This window comes from Streptomyces sp. NPDC025784 (assembly GCF_055558435.1).
This window is the reverse complement of record NZ_JBVHMN010000028.1, coordinates 46564-67513: the sequence shown is the minus strand read 5'-3', so window position 1 is coordinate 67513 and position 20950 is coordinate 46564. Positions and strand designations below refer to the sequence as shown.

Annotated in this window: 15 protein-coding genes, 4 pseudogenes and 1 riboswitch; of the genes and pseudogenes, 2 read left to right on the top strand and 17 right to left on the bottom strand. The window is 68.7% G+C overall.

The features are described from left to right. Nucleotides 1-85: 85 nt before the first annotated feature. On the bottom strand, nt 86-3793 hold the full coding sequence (locus ACZ4IF_RS41175) for a S8 family serine peptidase (RefSeq protein WP_467573311.1): 3708 nt from the start codon (nt 3791-3793) through the stop codon (nt 86-88). Nucleotides 3794-4056: 263 nt separating this feature from the next. After that, nucleotides 4057-4488, bottom strand: a complete 432-nt coding sequence (locus tag ACZ4IF_RS41170) for a GNAT family N-acetyltransferase (RefSeq protein ID WP_467573308.1) — start codon at nt 4486-4488, stop codon at nt 4057-4059. A gap of 168 nt (nt 4489-4656) precedes the next feature. Between ACZ4IF_RS41170 and ACZ4IF_RS41165 the strand changes: the two are divergent. Then, nucleotides 4657-4797 (top strand): annotated as a pseudogene (locus tag ACZ4IF_RS41165) (IS701 family transposase); the annotation flags it as partial. Nucleotides 4798-5318: 521 nt separating this feature from the next. Here ACZ4IF_RS41165 and ACZ4IF_RS41160 read toward each other — a convergent pair. The 13 genes and pseudogenes from ACZ4IF_RS41160 to ACZ4IF_RS41100 form a co-directional block, all read right to left on the bottom strand. Then, nucleotides 5319-5648: a twin-arginine translocase TatA/TatE family subunit gene (locus ACZ4IF_RS41160; protein ID WP_467573305.1), complete on the bottom strand. Its 330-nt coding sequence runs from the start codon at nt 5646-5648 to the stop codon at nt 5319-5321. A gap of 40 nt (nt 5649-5688) precedes the next feature. After that, nucleotides 5689-6492, bottom strand: coding sequence for a twin-arginine translocase subunit TatC (gene tatC / locus ACZ4IF_RS41155; protein WP_467573303.1), 804 nt, complete (start codon nt 6490-6492; stop codon nt 5689-5691). A 76-nt stretch (nt 6493-6568) separates the two neighbouring features. Beyond that, nucleotides 6569-6868, bottom strand: coding sequence for a Sec-independent protein translocase subunit TatA (gene tatA / locus ACZ4IF_RS41150; RefSeq protein WP_467573300.1), 300 nt, complete (start codon nt 6866-6868; stop codon nt 6569-6571). A gap of 269 nt (nt 6869-7137) precedes the next feature. Beyond that, nucleotides 7138-8301 (bottom strand): epoxide hydrolase family protein, encoded by a 1164-nt coding sequence (locus tag ACZ4IF_RS41145; RefSeq protein ID WP_467573471.1) that lies wholly within the window; start codon nt 8299-8301, stop codon nt 7138-7140. 816 nt (nt 8302-9117) lie between these two features. Further along, on the bottom strand, nt 9118-9198 hold the full coding sequence (locus tag ACZ4IF_RS41140; RefSeq protein ID WP_467573467.1) for a hypothetical protein: 81 nt from the start codon (nt 9196-9198) through the stop codon (nt 9118-9120). 490 nt (nt 9199-9688) lie between these two features. Continuing rightward, nucleotides 9689-9844 (bottom strand): annotated as a pseudogene (locus ACZ4IF_RS41135) (transposase); the annotation flags it as partial. A 223-nt stretch (nt 9845-10067) separates the two neighbouring features. Further along, nucleotides 10068-11021 carry a DMT family transporter gene (locus ACZ4IF_RS41130; RefSeq protein ID WP_467573297.1) on the bottom strand — a complete coding sequence of 318 codons (954 nt, stop codon included), beginning with the start codon at nt 11019-11021 and terminating at the stop codon, nt 10068-10070. Between the two features lie 76 nt (nt 11022-11097). Beyond that, nucleotides 11098-11223 (bottom strand): annotated as a pseudogene (locus tag ACZ4IF_RS41125) (transposase); the annotation flags it as partial. A 781-nt stretch (nt 11224-12004) separates the two neighbouring features. Beyond that, nucleotides 12005-12439, bottom strand: coding sequence for a hypothetical protein (locus ACZ4IF_RS41120; RefSeq protein ID WP_467573295.1), 435 nt, complete (start codon nt 12437-12439; stop codon nt 12005-12007). A 224-nt stretch (nt 12440-12663) separates the two neighbouring features. After that, nucleotides 12664-13944, bottom strand: a complete 1281-nt coding sequence (locus ACZ4IF_RS41115) for an MFS transporter (protein ID WP_467573290.1) — start codon at nt 13942-13944, stop codon at nt 12664-12666. Between the two features lie 95 nt (nt 13945-14039). Then, nucleotides 14040-14432, bottom strand: coding sequence for an NUDIX domain-containing protein (locus ACZ4IF_RS41110; protein ID WP_467573288.1), 393 nt, complete (start codon nt 14430-14432; stop codon nt 14040-14042). Nucleotides 14433-14538: 106 nt separating this feature from the next. Continuing rightward, on the bottom strand, nt 14539-15102 hold the full coding sequence (locus tag ACZ4IF_RS41105) for a dihydropteroate synthase (protein WP_467573464.1): 564 nt from the start codon (nt 15100-15102) through the stop codon (nt 14539-14541). Nucleotides 15103-15190: 88 nt separating this feature from the next. After that, a riboswitch (ZMP/ZTP riboswitch) is annotated at nt 15191-15282 on the bottom strand. A 1035-nt stretch (nt 15283-16317) separates the two neighbouring features. Beyond that, nucleotides 16318-17019, bottom strand: coding sequence for a DUF4232 domain-containing protein (locus ACZ4IF_RS41100; protein ID WP_467573286.1), 702 nt, complete (start codon nt 17017-17019; stop codon nt 16318-16320). 254 nt (nt 17020-17273) lie between these two features. Here ACZ4IF_RS41100 and ACZ4IF_RS41095 point away from each other — a divergent pair, with 254 nt between their 5' ends. Further along, entirely contained in the window at nt 17274-19580 is a 2307-nt protein-coding gene (locus tag ACZ4IF_RS41095) for an ATP-binding protein (protein WP_467573284.1), read from the top strand. A gap of 36 nt (nt 19581-19616) precedes the next feature. Here ACZ4IF_RS41095 and ACZ4IF_RS41090 read toward each other — a convergent pair. Both ACZ4IF_RS41090 and ACZ4IF_RS41085 read right to left on the bottom strand, forming a co-directional pair. Next, nucleotides 19617-19861 (bottom strand): annotated as a pseudogene (locus ACZ4IF_RS41090) (NF041680 family putative transposase); the annotation flags it as partial. Between the two features lie 645 nt (nt 19862-20506). Beyond that, the gene (locus ACZ4IF_RS41085) at nt 20507-20896 is read right to left on the bottom strand and encodes a Kelch repeat-containing protein (protein WP_467573282.1); all 390 of its coding nucleotides are present in this window, start codon (nt 20894-20896) and stop codon (nt 20507-20509) included. Nucleotides 20897-20950 lie beyond the last annotated feature (54 nt).

Here is a 20950-nt window from a genome sequence, read left to right as displayed (position 1 = left end):
GGCGGCAGACTGCGAATAGTTCCTGATGGGAGCAGGTGTGGGACGGGCCCCGGAGAGTCGGCTCCCCGGGGCCCGTCAGCGCGGTTCATCGCAGGCCGTACGCCCGGATGATCTCGTTCTTGACGCCGAAGCCGCCGCGCGCCTCGGCGCTCGCGCGGACCGAGAGGAAGCCGCCGGGCTTCCTGGCCGTTGTGAACGAGCCCGTCCAGTAGCCGTCGGCACCCTTGGTCAGGGTCACCTTCTGCCAGGTGGAGCCGTCGTCGTACGAGATATCCAGCTTCACCGTGGTGACTTTGCCCGGCACGGCGCCGCCGTCCAGCGACACCGGCTTGAGCGCGATCTTCTGGGTCCGGTGGGCCTGGACGTCGCCGTGCAGGTCCGACTCCAGCTTGTAGTCCAGGTTCAGCACCGAGAACGGCTCGAAGAAGTCCGAGTCGACGGTGTCGGACATGAAGGTCCACTCGGTGTGGGTGCGCGTCGACAACCGGAAGACGTCGGCAGGCCGCTCCGCGTCGAGTACAGCGCGGTAGGGCAGGTTGCCCGCCGGCACCTCCACCCACTGCATGTCTGTGCTCGACGGGTTGTCGTGGATCAGCGTGTCGCCCTGGAAGACCTGCAGGTGGGTCGGTGTCTCACCCCACGGCAGGAAGCCGCCCAGCCGCATGTTGGCGCTGGCGGAGGCCCACGCCTGCACGTTCCAGGTCATGTAGTTCTGCCAGCGGGAGTTGTACACGCCGAAGGCCTCTCCCTGGCCGGGCCGGGTCGCCGGAGCGAACCAGTCCAGCCGGGTGGTGCTGCCCCTGGCATACGTGTTGTCGCCCGAGACCATCACCCACGGCAGGGATCCGTCGACGCCCTGCGCGTGGAACTCCCTCCAGACCTGACCCGGAGTCACCCATTCGGTGCGGGTGCCCGGGTGCCACTCGGCCTCGGGGAGGTTGAACGACGGGCTGAGAGTGAAGTCGGAACGGTAGCCCTCCGCCGGCTTCCCGCCCGTGGCCGAGTAGTAGCGGGCATCGATGCGGGCGAGGTCGCCCTTGGCCGGCTTGTAGACCAAGGCCCGGTCCGGCACCTGGCCGGGGTAGTTCCGGGTCAGGTCGTAGACATACGGCGTGTACTCGGTCTGCGTCGTGGTCAGTTTGAGTCTGCCGGTCTTGGCCATCGAGATGAGGCTCTTGCCGGCGTCGCGGTGCACGGTGGCCACTGGGATGGTGGACTCGCCGACGTATTCCATCAGGGCACCGACACCGTCGTTGACCACGATCAACGCCTTGGCGCCGGCCTCGATCGCGGCCACGGTGCGCTCCTGCGGCGAGACCTCGTCGCTGCGCTCGACGACGACGGCCTTGCCCTTGGCCTTGACCTTCTTGTAGGCGGCCGCCGCGCCGTTGCCCGCGTAGACGGCGTCCAGTCTGTCCGTGGCGGTGTCCAGGGCGCTGCCCGTCTGCACCATTGCGTCGAAGCGTCGGCGACCGCCCAACGCGCTCAGGCTGAGCCGAGGCTTGCCCTTGCGCCAGCGGGTGGTCAGCATGAACTCGCCCTGCTTCATCGGCTTCGTGGGCGAGACGTAGACGTCGTCGTACGTCGGCGGTAGCACGTACGCGCTGCGGTAGTCCGTGTACGAGTCGTGGCCCATGTAGTGGACGTTGAAGTCGACCTTGCGCTGACGGTCCTCGGTGCGCTGCGGCGCCTCGGTCTGCAGCAGACGGGCCTTGCTCGCGTCCAGCACCACGTCCGCGGAGCCGTCCTTGATCACGGTCTCCGGGGCCACCAGCACGGCCAGACCCGCACGGTCCGCCTTCTCACCGGCCACATCGAGGTACCCCGCCACGGTGTACGTGCCGGGTGCCATGCGCATGGTGGTCGAGCCGTCGACGTAGACCGACCACGGCCAGAGGTCGCCGGCCAGGTTGACCGTGACCGTGCCGGTGGCAGGCTTGCCGTCCCGGCCGACCAGCTTGATGTTCAGGTCGTAGCGCTCCTCCTCCTTGAGCAGCGCCACGGACGTGCGGGTCACCGGCTTCCCTGTGGCCGCGTCGGTGGCTGTCACGTAGCCGACGTGCCGGCCTGCGGAAGCGGATTGCGGGTCACCGGTCACCGGGACGGCGGCGCTACCGCCTGCCGGGACGGTCACTTTGGTGGCTCCCAGCGCGAACGGGCCGCCGTCCTCGTTCAGCGCCAGGTTCAACGTGACATCGGTGGAACCGGTGTTGGTGAAGGTCAGGTCCTTGGTGACGGCGACGTCGCTCGGCTCGTGCGGCCATCTGTAGTTGCCGAAGAAGAGCGATCCGGTGCCGCGGACCGTGGTGCGCACGGCGGCCGCCACGTCGAGACGACCGGTGCCGACCTCGTAAGGCGAGTACCCGTTGTCCAGGCCCTTCGCGGTGCTCATCAGGTGTTCCTTGAGCTGCGCGCCGGTCCAGTCCGGGTGCTGCTGGGCCAGGATCGCCGCCGCGCCGACCACGTGCGGGGTGGCCATCGAGGTGCCGCTGAGGGTGCGGTACATGCCCTCGCCACCGTCGGTCATCTCCTGCGAGCGGGCCGCGGTGATGTCCACGCCGGGTGCCGCGATGTCCGGCTTCATCCCGCCGGAGTAGGCCAGCGGGCCGGTGCTGGAGAAGGACGCGAGCCGGTCCTCCTTGTCCGTGGCGGCCACGGTCAGCGCCGAGTCGGCCGCCCCCGGGGAGGAGATGCTCTCCGGTCCCGCGTTGCCGGCGGCGATGACGAACAGCGTGCCGTACTGCGCGGACAGCGCGTCGACCGTCTGTGACATCGGGTCGCTGCCGTCCGTCGGGTAGGTGTCGCCGAGGCTCATGTTGACGACGTCGGCACCGGATTCGGCGGCCCACTGCATGCCGGCCATGACCCAGGAGTCCTGGCCGTAGCCCTCCGCGCCGCCGAGCACCTTGCCGACGATCAGGTCGGCGCCGGGGGCGACGCCCTTGTAGTCGCCGCCGGAGGCGGCGCCCGAGCCGACGATCGTGCCGGCCACATGCGTGCCGTGCCCGTTGAGGTCGGTAACGGCCTCACCCGGCACGAAGCTGGCCGTGCCGTCTATCACGCCGGCGAAGTCGGGGTGGTTGACGTCGATGCCGGTGTCGAGCACCGCGACCTTGGCGCCCTTGCCGTTGTATCCGGCCGCCCATGCCTCGGGCGCGCCGATCAGCGGCACGCTCTCCTTCAGGTCGGCCTTCACACGACCGTCGAGCCACAGCTTCGCCACACCCGCGCCCAACGTCCTGCTGTCCTGTGGCGCGACGGTGTTCCAGAAGGTGCGGGCCTGCCGCTTCTCGGCCTTGAGCGCGGCACCGCGGATCCCCTTGAGCTCGCGGGTCAGCTTGCTGCCGCGGGGGGCCGTCGGCTCGACGGCCGAGCGGGACTTCGACCGGGCGTACGTCGCGATCAGTGGCACCGCGGCCGACTTCGCGTCGTCGTAGCCCATCTCGATGAGGTCGGTGACATTGAACAGGCGCCTGTCCAGCTTGCCCGCGCCCAGCAGCGGCGCCGCTTCGTCCGGGATGACGAACAAGTCCCCCTTGATCTCCTGGAGTTTCACGCCGCCGACGGCGCTGTCCGGCCGGTCGACATCTGCGATCTGCTTGCCGTCGGCCACCGTGGTGACTGAGACGACGTCGCCGGTGACCAGAGTGACCTTGTGGGTCGTCGTCGGCTTGGCGGGAGCGGTGGGCTTGCGCGGAGCGGCTTGTGCGGGCGCTTGCGGAACTGCGAGTCCCGACGCCAGCAGCGGCACCGCGGTGACGGCCGAGATCAGCTGCCAGCGTCTGCGCCGCAAGGCGGAAGCCTGAGAAGGGGAGGACATACCCTGGGTCTATCGGCCGCCTCATGCCGACGTGAAGACCCCACGACGGCAAGTCTTCGCCACGGCAAGGACTTGCCGGCCACAAATTACATGTAGTCACGCAAGTAAGCACTTTTCTCGCCGGTGCCGGGTTGAAGTGGGTGAACTGCAGGCGACCCCACTGAGCGACTCAAACTCCCGCACCTGTACGGGGATTGTTCATGCATCCCGGATGCGACCCTGACAGGGGCGGTGGCTCACTCTAGGCGCAGGCTGATGGGTAGGCGGTCCCCGCCCGGGCCGAAGTAGTCCGGGCGGAGTCCGTCGGGGGCGATCCTGAAGCCGAGGGCTCTGTAGAGACGTAGGGCCGAGGTGTTGCCCGGAGCGACCACGGGCAGGGCCTCGCGTATGCCCTCTTCCCGGAGGGCGCGCAGCAATTCGCTCATGAGGAGCCGTCCCAGACCGTGCCCGCGCTTGCGCGGGGTGACGCCCAGGCTCAGCAGCCAGCACGAGCCGTCCCGTTTCGTGGCGGCGGCCATGATGTAGCCCGTGAGCGTGCCATTGTCGTCCACGACCAGCATGTGGTCATCGCACGCGTCGAAGAACTGGCGCAGGGCGAAGTAGGGGTAGGCGTCGGCGGCGAACGCTTCTCGGTCGAGCCGGAGCACGTCCGGCAGATCGGTTTCCACGGCCCGTCTGATCAAGCCTCCTGGACGGCCGTGAGCTGAAGCGAACAGGGCAGCGGAGGGGGTGGGAAACGATCACCATCGTGTGCGGTCATTGCAGTCCTAAGGCCGTGTCCTAGTAGGACTCCGTCAGGTCTTCCTGTTCGTGCTGATCAAGAGGATGGTGGGTTGGTGGATTTACATGAAGTGAGGCGTGTTCGGGCGACGTTGGCGTTGTTCGTGGCCGATGTGTTGGCTTCGGTGCCGTGGAAGGACCAGCGGGCCAAGGGCGACTGCTATCTGCGGGGACTCATGCTGGACGGGCGCCGCAAGCGGCAGCAGACGTTCGTTGATGCGCCGCTGCACGGGCACCGGATCCCAGGTCGACTGGTTCACGAACTGCTGCAGATGGTCGATCCGGTGGCCTGGGTGATCGACGCTGTGTCGGCCTGTGTCTGGGTCCGCTTCTTCGCGTACCGCCCGGACCGTCTCGCCGAGATGGTCCGCGAACGGGGTCTCGCCGTGAACCGGCGCGACCTCGACGCGGTCAGACTCCGCCAGCTCGTATCCTTCAAAGGGGACCGAGGTCTCTACGATCAGGCACCAGTCCGACCCGGTCGTCACGTGGGTGGCGGCCTCCTGGCTGTCGATCAGCCACACATCCAGCAGGCCGGACCGGGGCTGCGTTCCGTACCGGTGCCAGGACGCAAGCACTCGTTCAAGACGCCGCCCGACCAGGTAATCAAGACGCACCCCGGCCCCGCGCAACGGGCGCTCGTTCAACCGTTTCGGCTCCACCCAGCGACCGTTCCGTCAGGCATGGCCACAGCTCACGCGCTCATGCGGGACGAGCCTTAGCCCGACTTCCGCATGCCGGGCTCGCCGTGGTGCGCGTCACTGGCGAAGGCCTTGGTGAATTCCGCCAACGCCAGCTCTTCCTTGGATTCCAGAAGTGCCCTTTCGGCCATGGACTGGGGACGTAGGTCTCGGTACTGACTTCCGAACAGCTCCTCAGGGTCGAGTTGTGCGCGTATTTCCGACTGGGCCGTGTCGGAGATGGATCTGACCTTGCGTATTAAACTCAGAGTCTCGGAGATCGCCTTGGGTAGCTTCTCGGGTCCGATGACAACTACCGCCACGACGAAGATCGTGAGGATTTCGAGTGGCCCCATGTCGAGGAACATGCATGACCTTCCTGTGCGACGCCTTTCAGAGGCGAGTCGATCAGTGGCTGCCGGGCGGCTCAGGGGGAAGGAGCGGTGAAGCTTCATCCGGGCTGAGGGGTGCAGGTCTCCGTCGGGCGCGTCGGCGGTCGTTGACCCAGGCGATGGCGCATGCGGCCATGTAGAGCGCGGTGATGGGCCCGGCAAGGGCCAGCATGCTCAAGGGATCGCTGCTCGGTGTGGCGATGGCAGAGAAGACCGTGATGCTGATGACCATGTTGCGCCACCAGCCCGCCATGCGTTTCGCGCTCACCGCGCCCGCCAGGTTGAGCATGACGAGGATCAGCGGCAGTTCGAACGACAGCCCGAAGACCACGACCATGCGTGTCGCAAGGTCCAGGAAGTCGTCGACCGGCAGGATGTTCGTTGCCTTGCCCGGTGTGAAGGAGATCAGAACTCTCGCCGTTGTGGGGAGCACGGCGTAAGCGATCGCGGCTCCCGTCAGGAACAGGGGGATCCCGGTGGCGAGGAAGGCCAGTCCGTATCTCTTTTCCGTGTGACGCAGTCCGGGGGAGAGGAAGGCCCACAGTTGGTAGAGCCAGACCGGACTCGCGCCGATGAGGCCTGCGGTGATCGAGACCTTCAGCGCAAGAGTGAAGGGGGCCAGGAGGCCGTTGGTGGCGATGATCCCGCATCGCTCAGTGCTGCTGCTGGTGCCGGAAATGGTGCAGCCCGGCAGGGGAGCAAGCATGAAGTCAACCAGTTGGTTGTAGAAGAGCCCAGCGACGATCGTCGTGACAGCGATGGCGCTGATGGCTTTCAACAGGCGGCTCCGAAGCTCGCGCAGATGGCTGGTGAGGGGCATCACCCCTCCAGGAGCGCGGGTGGCGACTGAGAGCACGGCCAGGCCTCCTTTCTTCTGTCGCTGATGGCGTCGAGCGTCAGCGCGTGATGGTGATGCTCTGAGCGGAGGCGGTCTCGGTGGCCTCCTGCATTGCAGGGACAGCGCTGCGAGGTCCCTCGGCGGCGAGGTGGCGCGTGGAATCGGCCGGCGCGGCGACGGGAACTGCAGCAGCCGTGTCTTCGTCGTCGTGGTCGCGCATGGCCTTGGTTTCGCTCTTGATGATGCGCATCGACTGGCCGAGTGAGCGTGCCATGTCGGGCAGGCGCTTCGCACCGAAGATGAGAATGACGACAACGAGGATGAGGACGATCTCGGGTGCTCCAAGCTTGCCGAACATGCTGGTTCCTTTCGTGAGGAGCGAAGACCGCTCCACGGTGTGGGGGGAGGGAACCGCCGATAGGCGGCGAGACGTGACGCTGTGGGGGCCGGCCCCGCAGGGCAGCAGTGCTGCCGGGATCACCGGTGACAGCGTCGGCACCGGCTGCTGCACTGCTGTTGCAGGACGGCTGCGCCTGCGGGGGTGGAGTCGTGCTGGCGAGCTCGCTCTCAAGTGCGGCCGGGCGGCGCGGGGATAAGCCATGCCCGGCCGCACCGTCGAGCCGGGCTCTAGCGCAGCGAACGGAAGCCGGAGCGGACCTCGTTCACGAAGAGCTCCGGCTGCTCCCAGGCGGCGAAGTGGCCACCCTTGGGGAGCTTGTTGTAGTGGATGAGGTTGGGGTAGGCCTTCTGGGCCCAGCTCTTGGGGGTCTGGTAGAGCTCGTCGGGGAAGACGCTGACGGCGACCGGGATCGACACACCCTTAGCGGCGAAGAAGGGGAACCTGTTCTCGGCATAGAGGCGGGCGGAGGACACCGCGGTCTTGGTCAGCCAGAACAGGGTGACGTTGTCCAGGACGTCGTCCCGGGTGAGACCCGTGCGCTGCCCGTTGAAAGCTCGTGTGATCAGGTCGAGGCTGGCCGCGTCGTGATCGAGCATGAACGCCGCCAGGCCGACCGGGGAGTCGGTCAGTCCGGTCAGAGTCTGGGGACGCGATCCCATCATCTGAGCGTAGGCAATGTGCTTGTACACGAAGTCCAGCTGCTGGCAGGCACGCTTCTCCTCGGGGGAGAGGTTGCTGGGCAGCGGCATGCCGGACTGGATGGCCTTGTCGATGGCGGGCGGGACAATGCCCGGCATGTTGGTGTGGATACCGAGGAGCCCGGTCGGCGCCTGCACGGCCAGGAGGTCGGTCACGACCGCGCCCCAGTCGCCGCCCTGAGCGACGTACTTCCTGTAGCCCAGGCGTCGCATCAGCTCCGCCCAGGCATGCGCGATGCGATCAGGTCCCCAGCCCTTGGACGTCGGCTTGCCGGAGAAGCCGTAGCCCGGCATGGACGGGATCACCACGTGGAAGGCGTCCTCGGCCCTGCCGCCGTGCGCGGTGGGGTTGGTGAGCGGCTCGATGATCTTCAGCTGCTCGATGATCGACCCCGGCCAGCCGTGCGTGACGATCAGCGGCATGGCGTTCTTGTGCTTGGAGCGGACGTGTATGAAGTGGATGTCCAGGCCGTCGATCTCGGTGATGAACTGAGGCCACGAGTTGAGCCTCGCTTCCACGTCACGCCAGTCGTACTCCGTGGCCCAGTAGCGGGCGAGTTTCTGCATCGTTGCCAGTTGTGGGCCCTGCGACTGATCGCTGACCGTTTCCTTCTCCGGCCAGCGTGCTGCCTCGATCCGCCGGCGAAGGTCGGTGAGGTCCCTTTGGGGGAAGTGGACGCGGAAGGGGCGGATGCGCCGGTCAGCGTGTGAACCGTAGGAGGTGGCACTCTCGGCAGCCGCGGCCGGCCTGGCCGAGAACAGGCTCGTGGAACCTCCGAGCGCTGCTGCTGCGGCAGCTGCAGCAGCCGAGGTGGAAAGAAAAGCCCGGCGGGAGTGGGGCGGAACGGTGTCAGACATGACGATCTCCTGAGTCGAGTAGCTGTGTAGGGATGCTTTGGAGGGCAGTCGTTCTCGTTGGACTGCGCGGTGAACGGCTGAAGGACCATCCAGAGCAGGGGCGCCGCATCCAGATCTAGTGACTGGTGGTAATCGCCCAGTCCCCTTTTGTGCGCGTAGGCGTCTGCTGTGTCTGTTTAGTGAGTGTTTGTCGAGCTTGTGGAGCTTCGACATTGAAGCTACGGGGGATTTAGCTCGTGCACAAGTGAAGATGGCAAGTGGAACATGTGGCAAAGGGAACAATGTCGGAGCATCCGCCGCAGGCCCCCGACCGCACGAGAAGGCTCGCCAGCCGGACGCGGTCGGATCCGTGGATCGGGATCCGCCCCGGCGCCGCCGTGCCAGGGCTAGAAGCGCGGGCTCCTCCGCGACCGGGGGATTGTCGTCCTCGACAACGAGGCAAGGACGAAGTGGACGCTGCCATGGTTGACCCAGACGATCAGTGTCCGGCGAGACAGTGCCTGGTGGTTACTGACTCGCTGCTTGCGCGCCACCGGGGTGATCTCGCCGCTGGCTGGCACCCGCACTTCCGACTCGACCGCGGTTCCTTGCGACGGCAGAAGAGGCGGTTGGACGCCCCCGATGGACAACTCCGGTTCTGTGACGTCCTGTTCAGGAGGCTCGCGACTGCCGCGAACGGGAGAGTGCCGGATGCGGGCGCTGGTGGTTGTAGGCGTGCTCCCAGCCGTCGATCGCTTCCTGGACCTGCGGCCAGCGACTCGAACGGCATCACGTACGACTGCGATGGTCCGGGAGGTGCGTGCTGACGCTGGCAGCTGAAGTTCTGATGCCTCGAGGATGGTCGAACCACCTGTCGAGGACAGATTAGGGCCGATGAGGTGGGCACCATATGCCACGCGGTGGACAACAGCCTTTGGATCGCCGACCTCGGCGGCGGCACGGCCGTCCTGGCCGGCTGGGTGACGAGCCAGGGAAACGCCAGAGCTGCCCGAATACAGACGAGTTCGACTGCGGACGCTGAGCGAAGGCAGCAGCTTGGTGACAGTCGCCGCACGGCCTTCCTTGACCTGGTCGAGCACACGCATCGCATGGGAGAGCTCTACCTTTGATCTTGGCCAGTGCTCCGGCGTTTACGCCGGGGGGTGAAGGTCATCTCAGAGCTGCTCTGACCCGCAGGTGAGCACGGGTCCGCAGTGTTCACCTCAGCCCGCCACGTGGGGCGCTTCTGGTTCTCGATGTACTGCTTCACGACGGTCAGGGGCGCCCCGCCGCAGCTTCCGGCGAAGTACGAGCCCGACCAGAAGTGTCCGTCCCACAGGTACCGGCGGATGTGGCTGTCGCTTTCCTTGCGGATCAGCAGGGCGGAGACGCCCTTGAGACGGCAATCCAACGGCAGGGGAGAGAAGCGGCCGAGGCCAAGCCGGCAGCCTGCCCGGGCGCGATTGCCGCTCGTGAGAAGAGCCTCTCCGCGGGATTCAGAAACCGTGCGAAAAGAATGTTGAATGGTCCTGGTACAGATCAACTGCTCTCCTGCTCGTCCGAGCATGAGGGCCCCCGAGGAGGCTTCCACCCTCCGCCGCGGCTGCTACCTGACGTCCCTGTCAGTCGGATGATGTGCTGCCCCGTGCTGTCGCGACGTACGCGCTCACCAGGATCAGTACGCAGCCCGCCAGTTGCAGGAAAGTGGGGCGCTCGCCCAGTACGACCACGCCCAGCGCCACCGCGCCGACCGGGGTGAGGAGCAGCAGGACCGCACCGACATGACTGGCCAGCCGGGCTGAAGCAGTCGCGACCAGCAGCCAGCCCACGACCTGGCTGCACCCGGCCACTGCCAGCAGCCAGCCGAGGACCTTCCACCCGGGGGCCGGGTCGAACCCGTACCGGACCAGACCCGCAGCGAGGGAAACCATCGCCGCCGACGCGACGACCACCGTGTACACCTGCCGTACGGGCCCGGAATGGCCCCCACGGCGCAGCAGGTACAGGAAGCCCGAGTAGCACACCGCCGCCAGTACTGCGTGGACCGTGCCCAGGGACGGATCGGAGCCGACCCTCCCACCGTGCTCAAGAACCCCGCCCGTCAACACCACACCTGCCAGCAGCACCGGCAGGCACGCCAGGAATCGGCGGGGTACCGGTTCCCGGTCGATCGCCCAGGCCAGCAGCGGCACCAGCACGACCTGCACGTTCACCAGCACCGTGGACAGGCCCGCCCCGACCTCGCCGATCGCCTGCGTCCAGAGCAGCATGTCACCGGCGAACAGCGCTCCCGCGAACAGCGCGAGCGGGTACCGGTGCCGGGGGACGGTACCGACACGGCGGCGTTCCGCAGCAGCGAGCGCGAGCAGCGCCGGAAGGGCCAGAGCACACCGGTAGAACGACGCGGTGCCCGGTGAGGTGTGCGCCAGCTCGAGGAGCACGGCGGACGCCGACACCGCGACAGCCCCGATCGCCATGCTCCACGCCGGATACCGTGCCACCCGCGAGCCGTCGGCCCGGTCGGTGTTCCTGGACGTGGCGGTGGACACCTGCGGGCTGCCGGTCGCACGGGGCACGATGGATCACTCCTCCGATGTCCGGCGGCAGCACGCCGGATCTCGCGTGCGCTGCATGCGACGAGTACCCGGGAGAGGCCGTTTCCCACGGGCCGAACCGCTCAGGCAGGTCCCGCCATTGCGGCGCCGTCCGCACCCGGTACAACACGCCGTTGACCACCCAGCGACAGCCACGCGTGCCACCACGAGGGAGGAACCGCAGTGGCTCGGTGGATCAGGAGCGGGTGGACGCGGATTTCAGGGCTCGGCGCTGCTGTTCCTCGTGCAGCTCGCGTTGTCCTTCGACCTCCCGGTCCGCTACGAGGCAACCGTTCTCGTCGCAGCCATCAACGAATGGCTGTGACCAGGGCCTTCAAGACTCATATGGGCCGACCCGGAAGTACATACTCCTGTGCGCTCGGGGACGGTCACCGCGCCCGTGCGCGGCATCGGAGCGGTCAGCAGGTGCCATCCGCTTCGCCAGCTCCCGCAGCGTCTCGAGGCCGGCCAGCACCTCCGAGCGATTGTCCGACCTCTTCATCCACGCCGGCAGTCGAGCGAACATCGACATCGTCGGCCGCACGCCGCCGCGCTCTCGCAATCGCGCCCCGACGTAGGCAGACAGCTCGTCGACGTGCTCCTCGTTGTAGGCCCACAAGACGTGACCGGTGCAACGTGGGTGTGGCTGTGGCGCAGTTCGTTGCTGGTGTGCTCGCCCACGCTCCACGGCGATCCGCAGCGCGTCGAAGGCCGCGTTGCGGTCCTCCGCCGCCTGAGGGGCGGCCACCGGCCGGGCCGTGCCGCCGGGTGGGGGCGACGGTGTGCGGTGCGGGAAGGAGGCCGGAGGGCAACTGGTGCTGCGCGCCGCTGGTGCGGGGGCGTTCCGCCGACCGATGTCAGCGACAAGGCACAGTCCTCGTCCTTCCCGTCGGTAGGGGGTGTTCCGCCGAGTACCAGCGGCGGCTACACGTGTACGACAGATACCCCAGAGGCGGGAATGCAGATCACTCCACGACAGGCGGCAGCACCTCGTAGCCGGTCGGCGCGAGTTTCATCACCACATGCTCCAACCCTCCAGGCTGTACCGCCAAACGGACGTCCCCCTCGGCAGACGTGCACTCCATCACCAGAACGCGATAGTGCAGTCGGTTCCTCTCCCGTCCCTCGGGCCTTCGGATCCGCAGGATCCGCGCGTCCGCCGGCAGCATTGGCTCGCCGGCACGCGAACGGCGAGGCTCCCACGACCAGCACCCCGGCTCGATCACAAAGAAGCCTCGTGCCCAGCGATCGGCTCCGGCCGGGCAGATGGCGCAGGACACTGTGACGCGTCGACCATCGGTGAAGCGGGCTGTCAACCCGTCTTGCCGTCTGTTGGCATACAAGGCGACCGCTACGGCACCGAGAAGGGCACACATGAAGAACGGCAGGACATTTGGCATGCGCGCATTCAACCAGTGGGTACTGGCGACGGTCTGACGAGCCAAACCTCCGTACGCCGTGTTCAGCTCAGGTATCACCGCTCCAAGGCCACCAAGTGGCGGATCCCGCTCGTGAGTGGGAGAGCCTTCCGCGTTCCTCGCTGCGGCGCCGTTGGCCAGGTCAGCCGGAGCCATCGGCGAAGCTGCGGAGCACTGATTCCGCCCCGTGAGCGAGCGACACTGGCTCACGCTGTCGGACAGGTGGCGTCACCGTCCGCCGCTGCCGGCGTCGTCTCCTCGGCTTTGGTGTCGGCGCGGGTGATCGGTCCGGTCGGCCATGCGGCTGTCACCGCGGCGACGGCGACGATGGTGCCTGCCATGACGAAAGCCCAGGGCACGCCGCCCGGCTCGTCCACAAGGGTGCCCGCCAGCGCTCCTCCGACCGAGTTGGCGGCGACGGGGACGGTGGCGATCCAGGTGTGTGCCTCTGTGAGCATGTCCGTGGGCGTCATCCGGCCCACGAGGGAGATGTAGACCGTGAGACAGGGAGCTATGACGCCGCCGCCGAGCACGAGTGCGACGCCCAGCGCCGCCGGGCCCGGTACGACGGCGAGTACCGCGAGGCTGAGAGCGACGCAGCCGAGCAGCCAGGCCAGTTGCCGGTGAAGGGGCGAGCGCGGCGGCCAGGCTCCGTACCAGAGACCGCCCACAGCGGAACCCAGGCCCCACACCGCGAGCAGCAGACCGGCCAGCCCCGCGGAGTCGCGGCCGGAGTACTCGGCGGCGTAGGCGGGTACCGCCACGCTGACGGCGCCGAACCCCGCCCCCAGCGCGCCGACACAGCCCAGCAGAACGGTGAAGCCGGGCACCCGCAGAGGACCCAGTCCGCTTGTCCTGACGCGGGAGGCATGCGGCCGCTGGGCGCGCATCGCGGCGCCGAATGCCACCAGGGTGGTTCCGGCCAGTGTGACCCCGGCGGCTGCGATGATCGCGGCAGCCGGGGTGGCGATCACCCCGAAGACACCCACCAGCAGGGGACCGATGACGAAGACGACCTCGTACAACGCGGTGTCCGCGGCCAGCACGGTCCCACGCATTCGTGCCCAGCCGGTCCTGGGGCCGGTCAGCCGGTTGCATGCGCCGCGGATGACCGCGGTGAGAGGCGGATAGGTCGCGCCGACGGCGGCGGCCGTCGTGCAGATCAGAGGCAGCGCGCCGGCGCCCTGGGCAGTGACCACCAGCCCGGCCAGGGCCATCGCATGGGCAACGGCGGTGCCCAGGAGAACCGGGGAAGGGCCCAGCCGGTCGGCGATCCGCCCGATCACCGGGCTGATCGATACCCCGGCCAGGGCATACACACCGACCGCGAGACTGGCGTACGCATAGCGGCCGGTCGCCCTCTCGACGAGCAACAGCAGGGCAAGCGGTGTCATGCCGCTGCCGAGTCGTGCGACAACCCCCGTCACGAGCAGGGACGTGAGTCCGGGGATCTTTCGGACCTCGGCGTATCGACCCAACGCGGTCACCCAGAACTCCTTCGTGTTGGCTGTCTGCGGTCTCACAGAGGTGCCGAGCGGCGTAGGTTGTGCGCCGCAGCGCTCTGTACTCCTTCGACGCGTCGTCAGAGTTGAGGCAGTACGCGGTCGAAGAACACGCGGTCGGTCTCGAAGACGGGCTGAAGTCGGGAGAACTCCTGAGGTGTGACCCAGCGGGCGTCGCTCACCTCACCCGGATGCAGAACGACCTCGCCTTCCTCAGCCTCCGCCGTCCACCAGTGCAGTCGGAACGTGCCGTCCTCGGTCTGCGACTCCCAGACCTTGGCCACGGGCGAGACTCTCAGCCCGACTTCCTCGTGCACCTCCCGGACCAGGGCTTCCGCCTGCGTCTCACCCGGTTCGAGTGTGCCGCTCAGGGGCGCCCAGTATCCTGACAGCCTGGCCAGCGGACCCCGCTGGATGACGAGCACTCGCTCTTCGCGTCGCACCACCGCGACGATCGCTTCTCGCTGATCCATCATGCTCCTCCTTCGGCGGTTTGCCGAGCGTAGAAGACGGTGAGCGCATCGTGGGGGGGGTGCTCACGTCATGGGTACGGAGGTAATCCGCTCCGTGCCGTGCCGCCTACGACTCCGTCGCCACAGTCGCCGGACTGACCCCAGGAATACTGGTTCCGGTGAGGGCGCGAAGGGCCCTGGAGCGATGACCAGCCGTTCCCGGCAGATGCCGGCCGTGTCCGGCGCGGCCAGACGCTCGGCGACGAACTCCCCGATTTTCCTGCCCACTTCGGTGGCATCGGTCAACGCTGCGGTGGCCGGTGCACGCCGCTGCACGGAGTGCCCGACGTTCAGCCGACAACCATAGTCCGTGAGTTCCTCGTACGAGCCGGGATCGGGAAGGCCCTGGATGTCGTTCAGGTACGGGGCTCCTACGAGCGGCGGCGAAGCGCTGGAACTCAGGAAGGAACGAGTCGGCCGGCACTGGCACACTCTCGGCGACCACCTGCTCCATGACGCCGGCGAGCCGTCTGATTTCCTCAGCCGCGCCCACTTTCTGGGCTCCCAGGTGGCTCGATGCAGGACCCAGTTCGATGATGTCGGCCCTCTTCGACCGCAGCCGCCGGGCGCGCCCCACCGCTCCTTCAGCAGCCAGATACCTGCCACCGCCTGGGAACGAGTCGGCTGTCATGTCGACGGCCCCGACCAGCAGTGGCCGGCCCATGGCCATGGGCGAGGAATCCAGGTGCTGAGTCATGACGGTGCCTCCCGGGTCGATCCCAAGAAGCCCAGGCGCGCGGCACACGTCCATGTGACGAAGCCGCTCCCCGATGGTTGCGCCCATCTCGACACGCCAGTCACGGCTCGATCGCAACCTTATCCGAGTCACGAATTGACCGGTAGTGGCTCAGGAGCAGACCCCCCCTTGCGCAGGGGAGGCACAATCGCCCCGGTCGGGTGCCAGCGGATATTCCTTGTCCGTCCCGGTAAGGACGACGCAGATCGCGAAACCGTGCGTGGGCTGAACCTGAACTGTCGGGTGCGATGGTGAGTGCCGAGGATCCCGGACGTGCCCGCTGCAATACGTGGATCTTCTGGATATCTCAGTACGGGGGCCTGTGGTGTTGTGGCTGGTGGCCAGCAGGGCACGCGGCCATTTGGTCGATCTTGGATTCGGCCCCGGTGAGGCTGACGCGAAGCCCTTCGATCTCGCCGAGCCCGCCTTCCGGCTCGGCCTCGGCGATACGGTCCAGGACGTTGTCGCGGATCTCTACGAGTCGGCTGCACTGGGCCGGGTCCGGCCACAGGAGGGAGTACTAGGCACGGCGGCCGGTCATCTTCGGGCTTTCGTAGTTCCCTCCGGACAGCTCGACGAGTCGCCGGCAACGGCCAGTCGACCTTCCGTAAAGGCTTCACAGGAAGGGCAGGTGTGCTGTGGCGCAGAGCAGGGACCACGTCCGCCAGGTTGCGCGTGTGCAGCAGGCAGGGCCTCGCGCAGCACGAACTGAGCCCGCCGGCGCGAGCGAGCCCGTGCTGATCGAGGTTGTGCCGGGCATCGTCCATCACACGCGCGACGCCATGCGGAAGGCCGCGGTGGAGGCCGCCTGCGGCTCGGCGCCGAGGGCGCAGCGACCGGTGTCCCCATGACCACCAGCGGGCGCGCCGTGCGCGGGCGGGAGGGCCGAGACGAGAACTCTCAGCAGATCGGGGCCCTGCGGCAAGCCCGCAACCCGCACCCCGTCCCGCGCACAGCCTCCCGCGCCGCCGCACGGCCTCACGCCCGTGCACGGCCTCACGCCGGCAGGCAGCGGCGCGTCCGCCAACGGATCGTCAGGCGAAACCGCGACGTCCGGACGTGATCAGGCAGGAGAAGACCGATCGATGCCTTCGGGCGCCGACACGGGCTTCAGAAGTCGTCCGCCCCGTTGCGGAGTTCGGGAGTCCAGTAGCCGGTGAGTGCCTTCGCCGGGTCGGCGGCGATGCCCTCACTGCCGGGCGCGCTGACGGCGATGACCGTCGAGTCGCCCTCCAGCGTGACGGAGAACGCCGACACGGGCTCGTTGTCCTCGTCCACACCGCCGTCCGACACCTTCAGCAGGGCGTAGGCCGGGGCCCCTGCCGAGATCACGACAGGTGCGGCCGGCTTGCTCTTTGCGACGGCCGGGACATCCTGCTTGTGGCTCTCCAGGAGTTGGACGTGCGGGAAGCCCGCCAGGCGGCACGAGTACCCGGAGGTGTTCTTCGCCGTGAGAACGAGATGGGTGTACGGCGGACCGTCCTGAGTGGCGGCAGTGATGGTGACGTCCCCGGCCGTGCACACCGGGGTGGAGCCGGCAGCCTGCCTGCCGGTCGAGCCCGCGGAGTCCGCAGACCCCGAAGAGTCCGAAGACGCCGAAGAGCCCTGCGACCCGGTCGAACCGGCCGAGTCGGTCGTCTCCGCCGTTTCCGACGCGCCGTCGGTCTTGCCGGCCGCCGCCGATTCGCTCGCCGAGGAGGACGCCGAGGAAGACGCGTTGCTGTCCTCGCCACCCTGGCAGGCGGTGAGGGAGAGAGCGAGTGCCGCGCCGGCAACAGCGAGCAGGGCGGGACGGCGCATGAGCGTGTTCATGAAAGGTTCCCCGATGAATTGGTGCGGAGCCGCGGGCCGGTTGCCGGCGGCCATGGTGGTCTGGTCGGTAGACCGCGGTTCTGAGCTGCCCTCGCCCGTCCGGTAGCCGGACCGCAGGGTGTGCGCGAACCCGTGCCTTCAGTCGATCACCGCGCGCCGTCGTCTCCCAGGCAGTTCACCCGGCAGAACTGCCGACTGTCATACTTCTGCCGGTGGCTCGCGCTGGGAGAGCCGGACGAACGGGGACTTCAACAGTGCGCGGTGCCACGCCTGTCGGCAGTGACTTCGGGCACCGACTGCGCCAGCTGCGGACGCGCGCCGGACTCAGCCAGGAGGCACTCGCCCACGCGGCCGAGGTCAGCGTCAGAGCACTGGCGGACATGGAACGCGGGCGCACCCGGGGACCTCAGCGCCGTACCGTTCAGGCTCTGGCCGAAGCGCTGGGACTGGAAGGCGACGAGGCAGTGCGCCTTGAGCGGTCCGCCGCCCTGGGCCGACCGCGCCCCCGCACCGCGGACGGCCCCGCCGCGTCCGCCACGTTGGCCCTCCCGCGCGACATAGGGGACTTCACCGCACGAGCCCCGGCACTCGCCCGGCTGCTGGAACTGGCCCATGACGCCGAGCGCGGCAGGACGGCGGTCACCGTCGTCACCGGCCAGCCGGGGCTGGGCAAGACCGCGTTCGCCGTACACGCCGCGCATCACCTCGCTCCGCACTTCCCCGACGGGCAGTTCGCCCTGGACCTGCGCGGTATGGACCCCGAGCCGACCCCGCCCCGGGACGCGCTGTCCCGGCTGCTCGGCGCGATGGGCATCGCCGACGCCGCGATACCGGCCGACACCGACGACCGCGCGGGCCTGTGGCGATCCCTGGTCAGCGACCGGCGCGTGCTCCTGCTGCTCGACAACGCCGCCGACGAAGCCCAGGTCCGCCCCCTGCTGCCCGCTGCCGGACCGTCCCTGACACTCGTCACCAGCCGCCACTCCCTGGCGGGCCTGGAGTCCGTCCACCGCAGCGATCTCGCGCTGCTGAGACGCGAAGAGGCGGTGGAACTCCTCACCCGCATCCTGGGCCCGGAACGCGTGCAGGCCGAGGCACAGGCGGCACGGGACCTCGCGGACCTGTGCGGACACCTCCCACTGGCCGTGCGGATCGCCGGCCAACGGCTGCTGAGCCGACCCCACGAACGGCTGAGCAAACTCGCCACCCGCCTCGCCGCCGAAGGACGGCGCCTCGACGGCCTGCAGGCCGGCAACCTGCGCGTGCGCGCCGCCTTCGCGCTCTCCTACCGGCAACTCGCCCCAGAACCAAAGACCTTCCTGCGCCGGGCCGCACTGGCCGCCGGCGCGGACTTCAGCCCCGAAACCGGCGCGCTCCTGGCCGGACTGTCCTACGACGAGGCGTTCGCCTGCGCCGAGGAGCTGACCGACGCCGGACTGCTGCAGAGCGATGCCGACGCCGAGCGGTACAGCTTCCACGATCTGCTCAGGCTCTACGCAGCCGAGCTGACCGAGACGGAGGACGGCCCCGGCGACCGCGACGCCGCGCTCGACCGCACCGCTCGCTGGATGCTGCGCCGGGCCACCGCCGCCGCACTGCACTTCGAGGCCGACCCGGTCCTGGCCGCACCGCACCGCGACCCGGACCCGGACACGGCGCCCGTCGGCAGGGACGAGGCGCGGGCCTGGCTGGAGGCCGAGCGTGCCCAGTGGCTCGACGCACTGCGCCGAGCCCACGCGTCGGGCCGGCACCGAGAGGTCCTGGACACGGCAGAGGCCATGCACTGGTTCTCCGACGTCACCCAGCACTGGGAGCAATGGGTCGAGGTGTTCGCGTGCGCCGCGGAATCCGCGCGCTCGCTGGGCAGCAGACAGGAAGAGGCAGTCCACCTCAACTACCTCGCCTGGTCCTACAACCTCTGCGTCCACGACCCCGACGCCGCCCTGACCTCGGCCGATGCCGCGCTCACAGCGGCCCGCGAGTGCGGGGACGGCCTGCAGGAGGGCTGGGCACTCGGCTACGGCGCGGGCGCGCTCCACCGCCTGGGCCGGACCGAGGAGGCCCACGGGCGGCTGCGGAAGTCGGCCCGGTGCCTCGCCGCACAGGACTCCCCGCAGGCCCGGCTGGCCGAACTGACCATCCTCAACACCCTGGGCACGCTGTTGCGGCAGACGGGCCGGCCGGCAGAGGCCCTCGACATCCACCGCCGCAGCGAGCAGATCTGCCGGGCGGGGATCCCGGGCCGTACGGACGAGCTGATCGCCCTCTACCACGCGGTCGCCCGGCAGCAGATCGGCAATGACCTCGCGGCCCTGGAGCGCTGGCACGAGGCCGAACCGCCGTTGCGGCAAGCACTCGCCGACTTCGAGGCCGCCGAGATGCCGGCCTGGGTGGAACAGGCCCGGCTCGACCTGGGACGGGCACTCGCTGCCGTGGGACACCCCGAGGCACGGCAGACACTCCTCGCCGCCCGCGACGCCCTCGCCGCGTTGAAGAGCCCGCGTCAGGTCGAGGCCGCCGCCGCTCTCGCCGCCCTGGATCAGATCACCACCGTCGGGTGAGGCCAGCGCCCGCGCATCCATGCCAGCTGTTCTTGATGGTCCGACCTGGTTGCGGTCGGTGATGGTCTCGGGCCGCCTGACCGTTTCTCCCACGTCGTAGCGGGTGGCGGGATGCCGGTTCTTCGTGCCGGAGGTCTGGCGGGGCGGGGTCGGTTGAGTTTCGGCGCACGGGCCGGGCAGGGAAGGTTGGGGCGTACTCGAGCGGGGGTGAGCCAGCCGGGCTCGGTCGGCTTCTCTCAGGGCCGACGGAGGGCTGCGGCCAGTGGCCGGGCGAGGCGGAGCATTCTCCGACCGTCGGCCTCAAGGAGCGAAGGGGGCGGGGCGCTGCCGGGTGAGCTGCGTCGGATTGCGGAGCAGGCGCTTGACGGGCAGGGCCGCACCGGCCAGGCCTCGGCCCGTACGGCGCCTCCTCGCGGCGGTCAGGCGGCCGGTGCATGTCCAGGCACTGGGGGCGAGCGCCGGCGATCAGCCCGGCAAGGGTCGACAAGGACAAGTAGCCCGGCCCACCGGAACGTTACGGGACCGGGCTACGCGCGAGGACCCAAGACCGGGCGGGGATCAGGCTCTCTAGCTCGCGCACTTGTCGGGGGTGCTGTGCGCGCTGCCCCTTCAACGAAGCCTGCAGCCGACGGACACGCCACACCGTCCCGTTCAGGCTCTGGCGTGGCGGTCGCTCTTGTCAAAGCTGGGTCTGGTCGTCCGTCTGTCGGCCGCATGGTCAGTTCGAGGGTGTCGGCGCTGGTTCCTCCTCCGCAGCTCGGCGAGTCGGCAACGAAATGGGCACGGCCGTCCAGTTCAACAGCGCCGACCCCGTGACGACTGCCCGGCAGCGCCGTGACGGCACGCCAGCGGTCGGTGCGGGGGTAGTAGACGGTGACGTCGTCGAAGGTGTCGGTGCTGCTGCCGGGCCTGCATTCGCCGCCCGCTTACACGATGCGTCCGTTCAAGGCGACCGCTGCTCCGGCAGAGCGGGCGGTGGGCAAGGGTGCAACCTGTGTCCACTGCCGACGGTGGATGTCATACACGTCGTGGCGGGCGAGGTTGTCGCCCACGTCCTCCACGCGGCCGCCGACGACATGGACGCGGTCACCGAGAGCGGCGACGCCGGCATGATCCCGGCTCTCGGCCGGCAAGGGCTGGGCTGCGACGTAGGCGTTGCGCTGGGGGTCGAAGACGTGATGGGTGCGCACCGTCCCGAACCTCAGCGAGAAGGGCGAGCCCTCCGGGGAGACGACGCGACGTGAGTCCCGCCCTCCGAGCAGATACAGGCGCCCGCAGACGGCTGCCACTCCGATCGATCCGAGCGCCACCGGCATGTCCGGCAGACGGTCCCAGCGGTCCCCGCATGGGTCGTAGACGCGTCCGGCTGC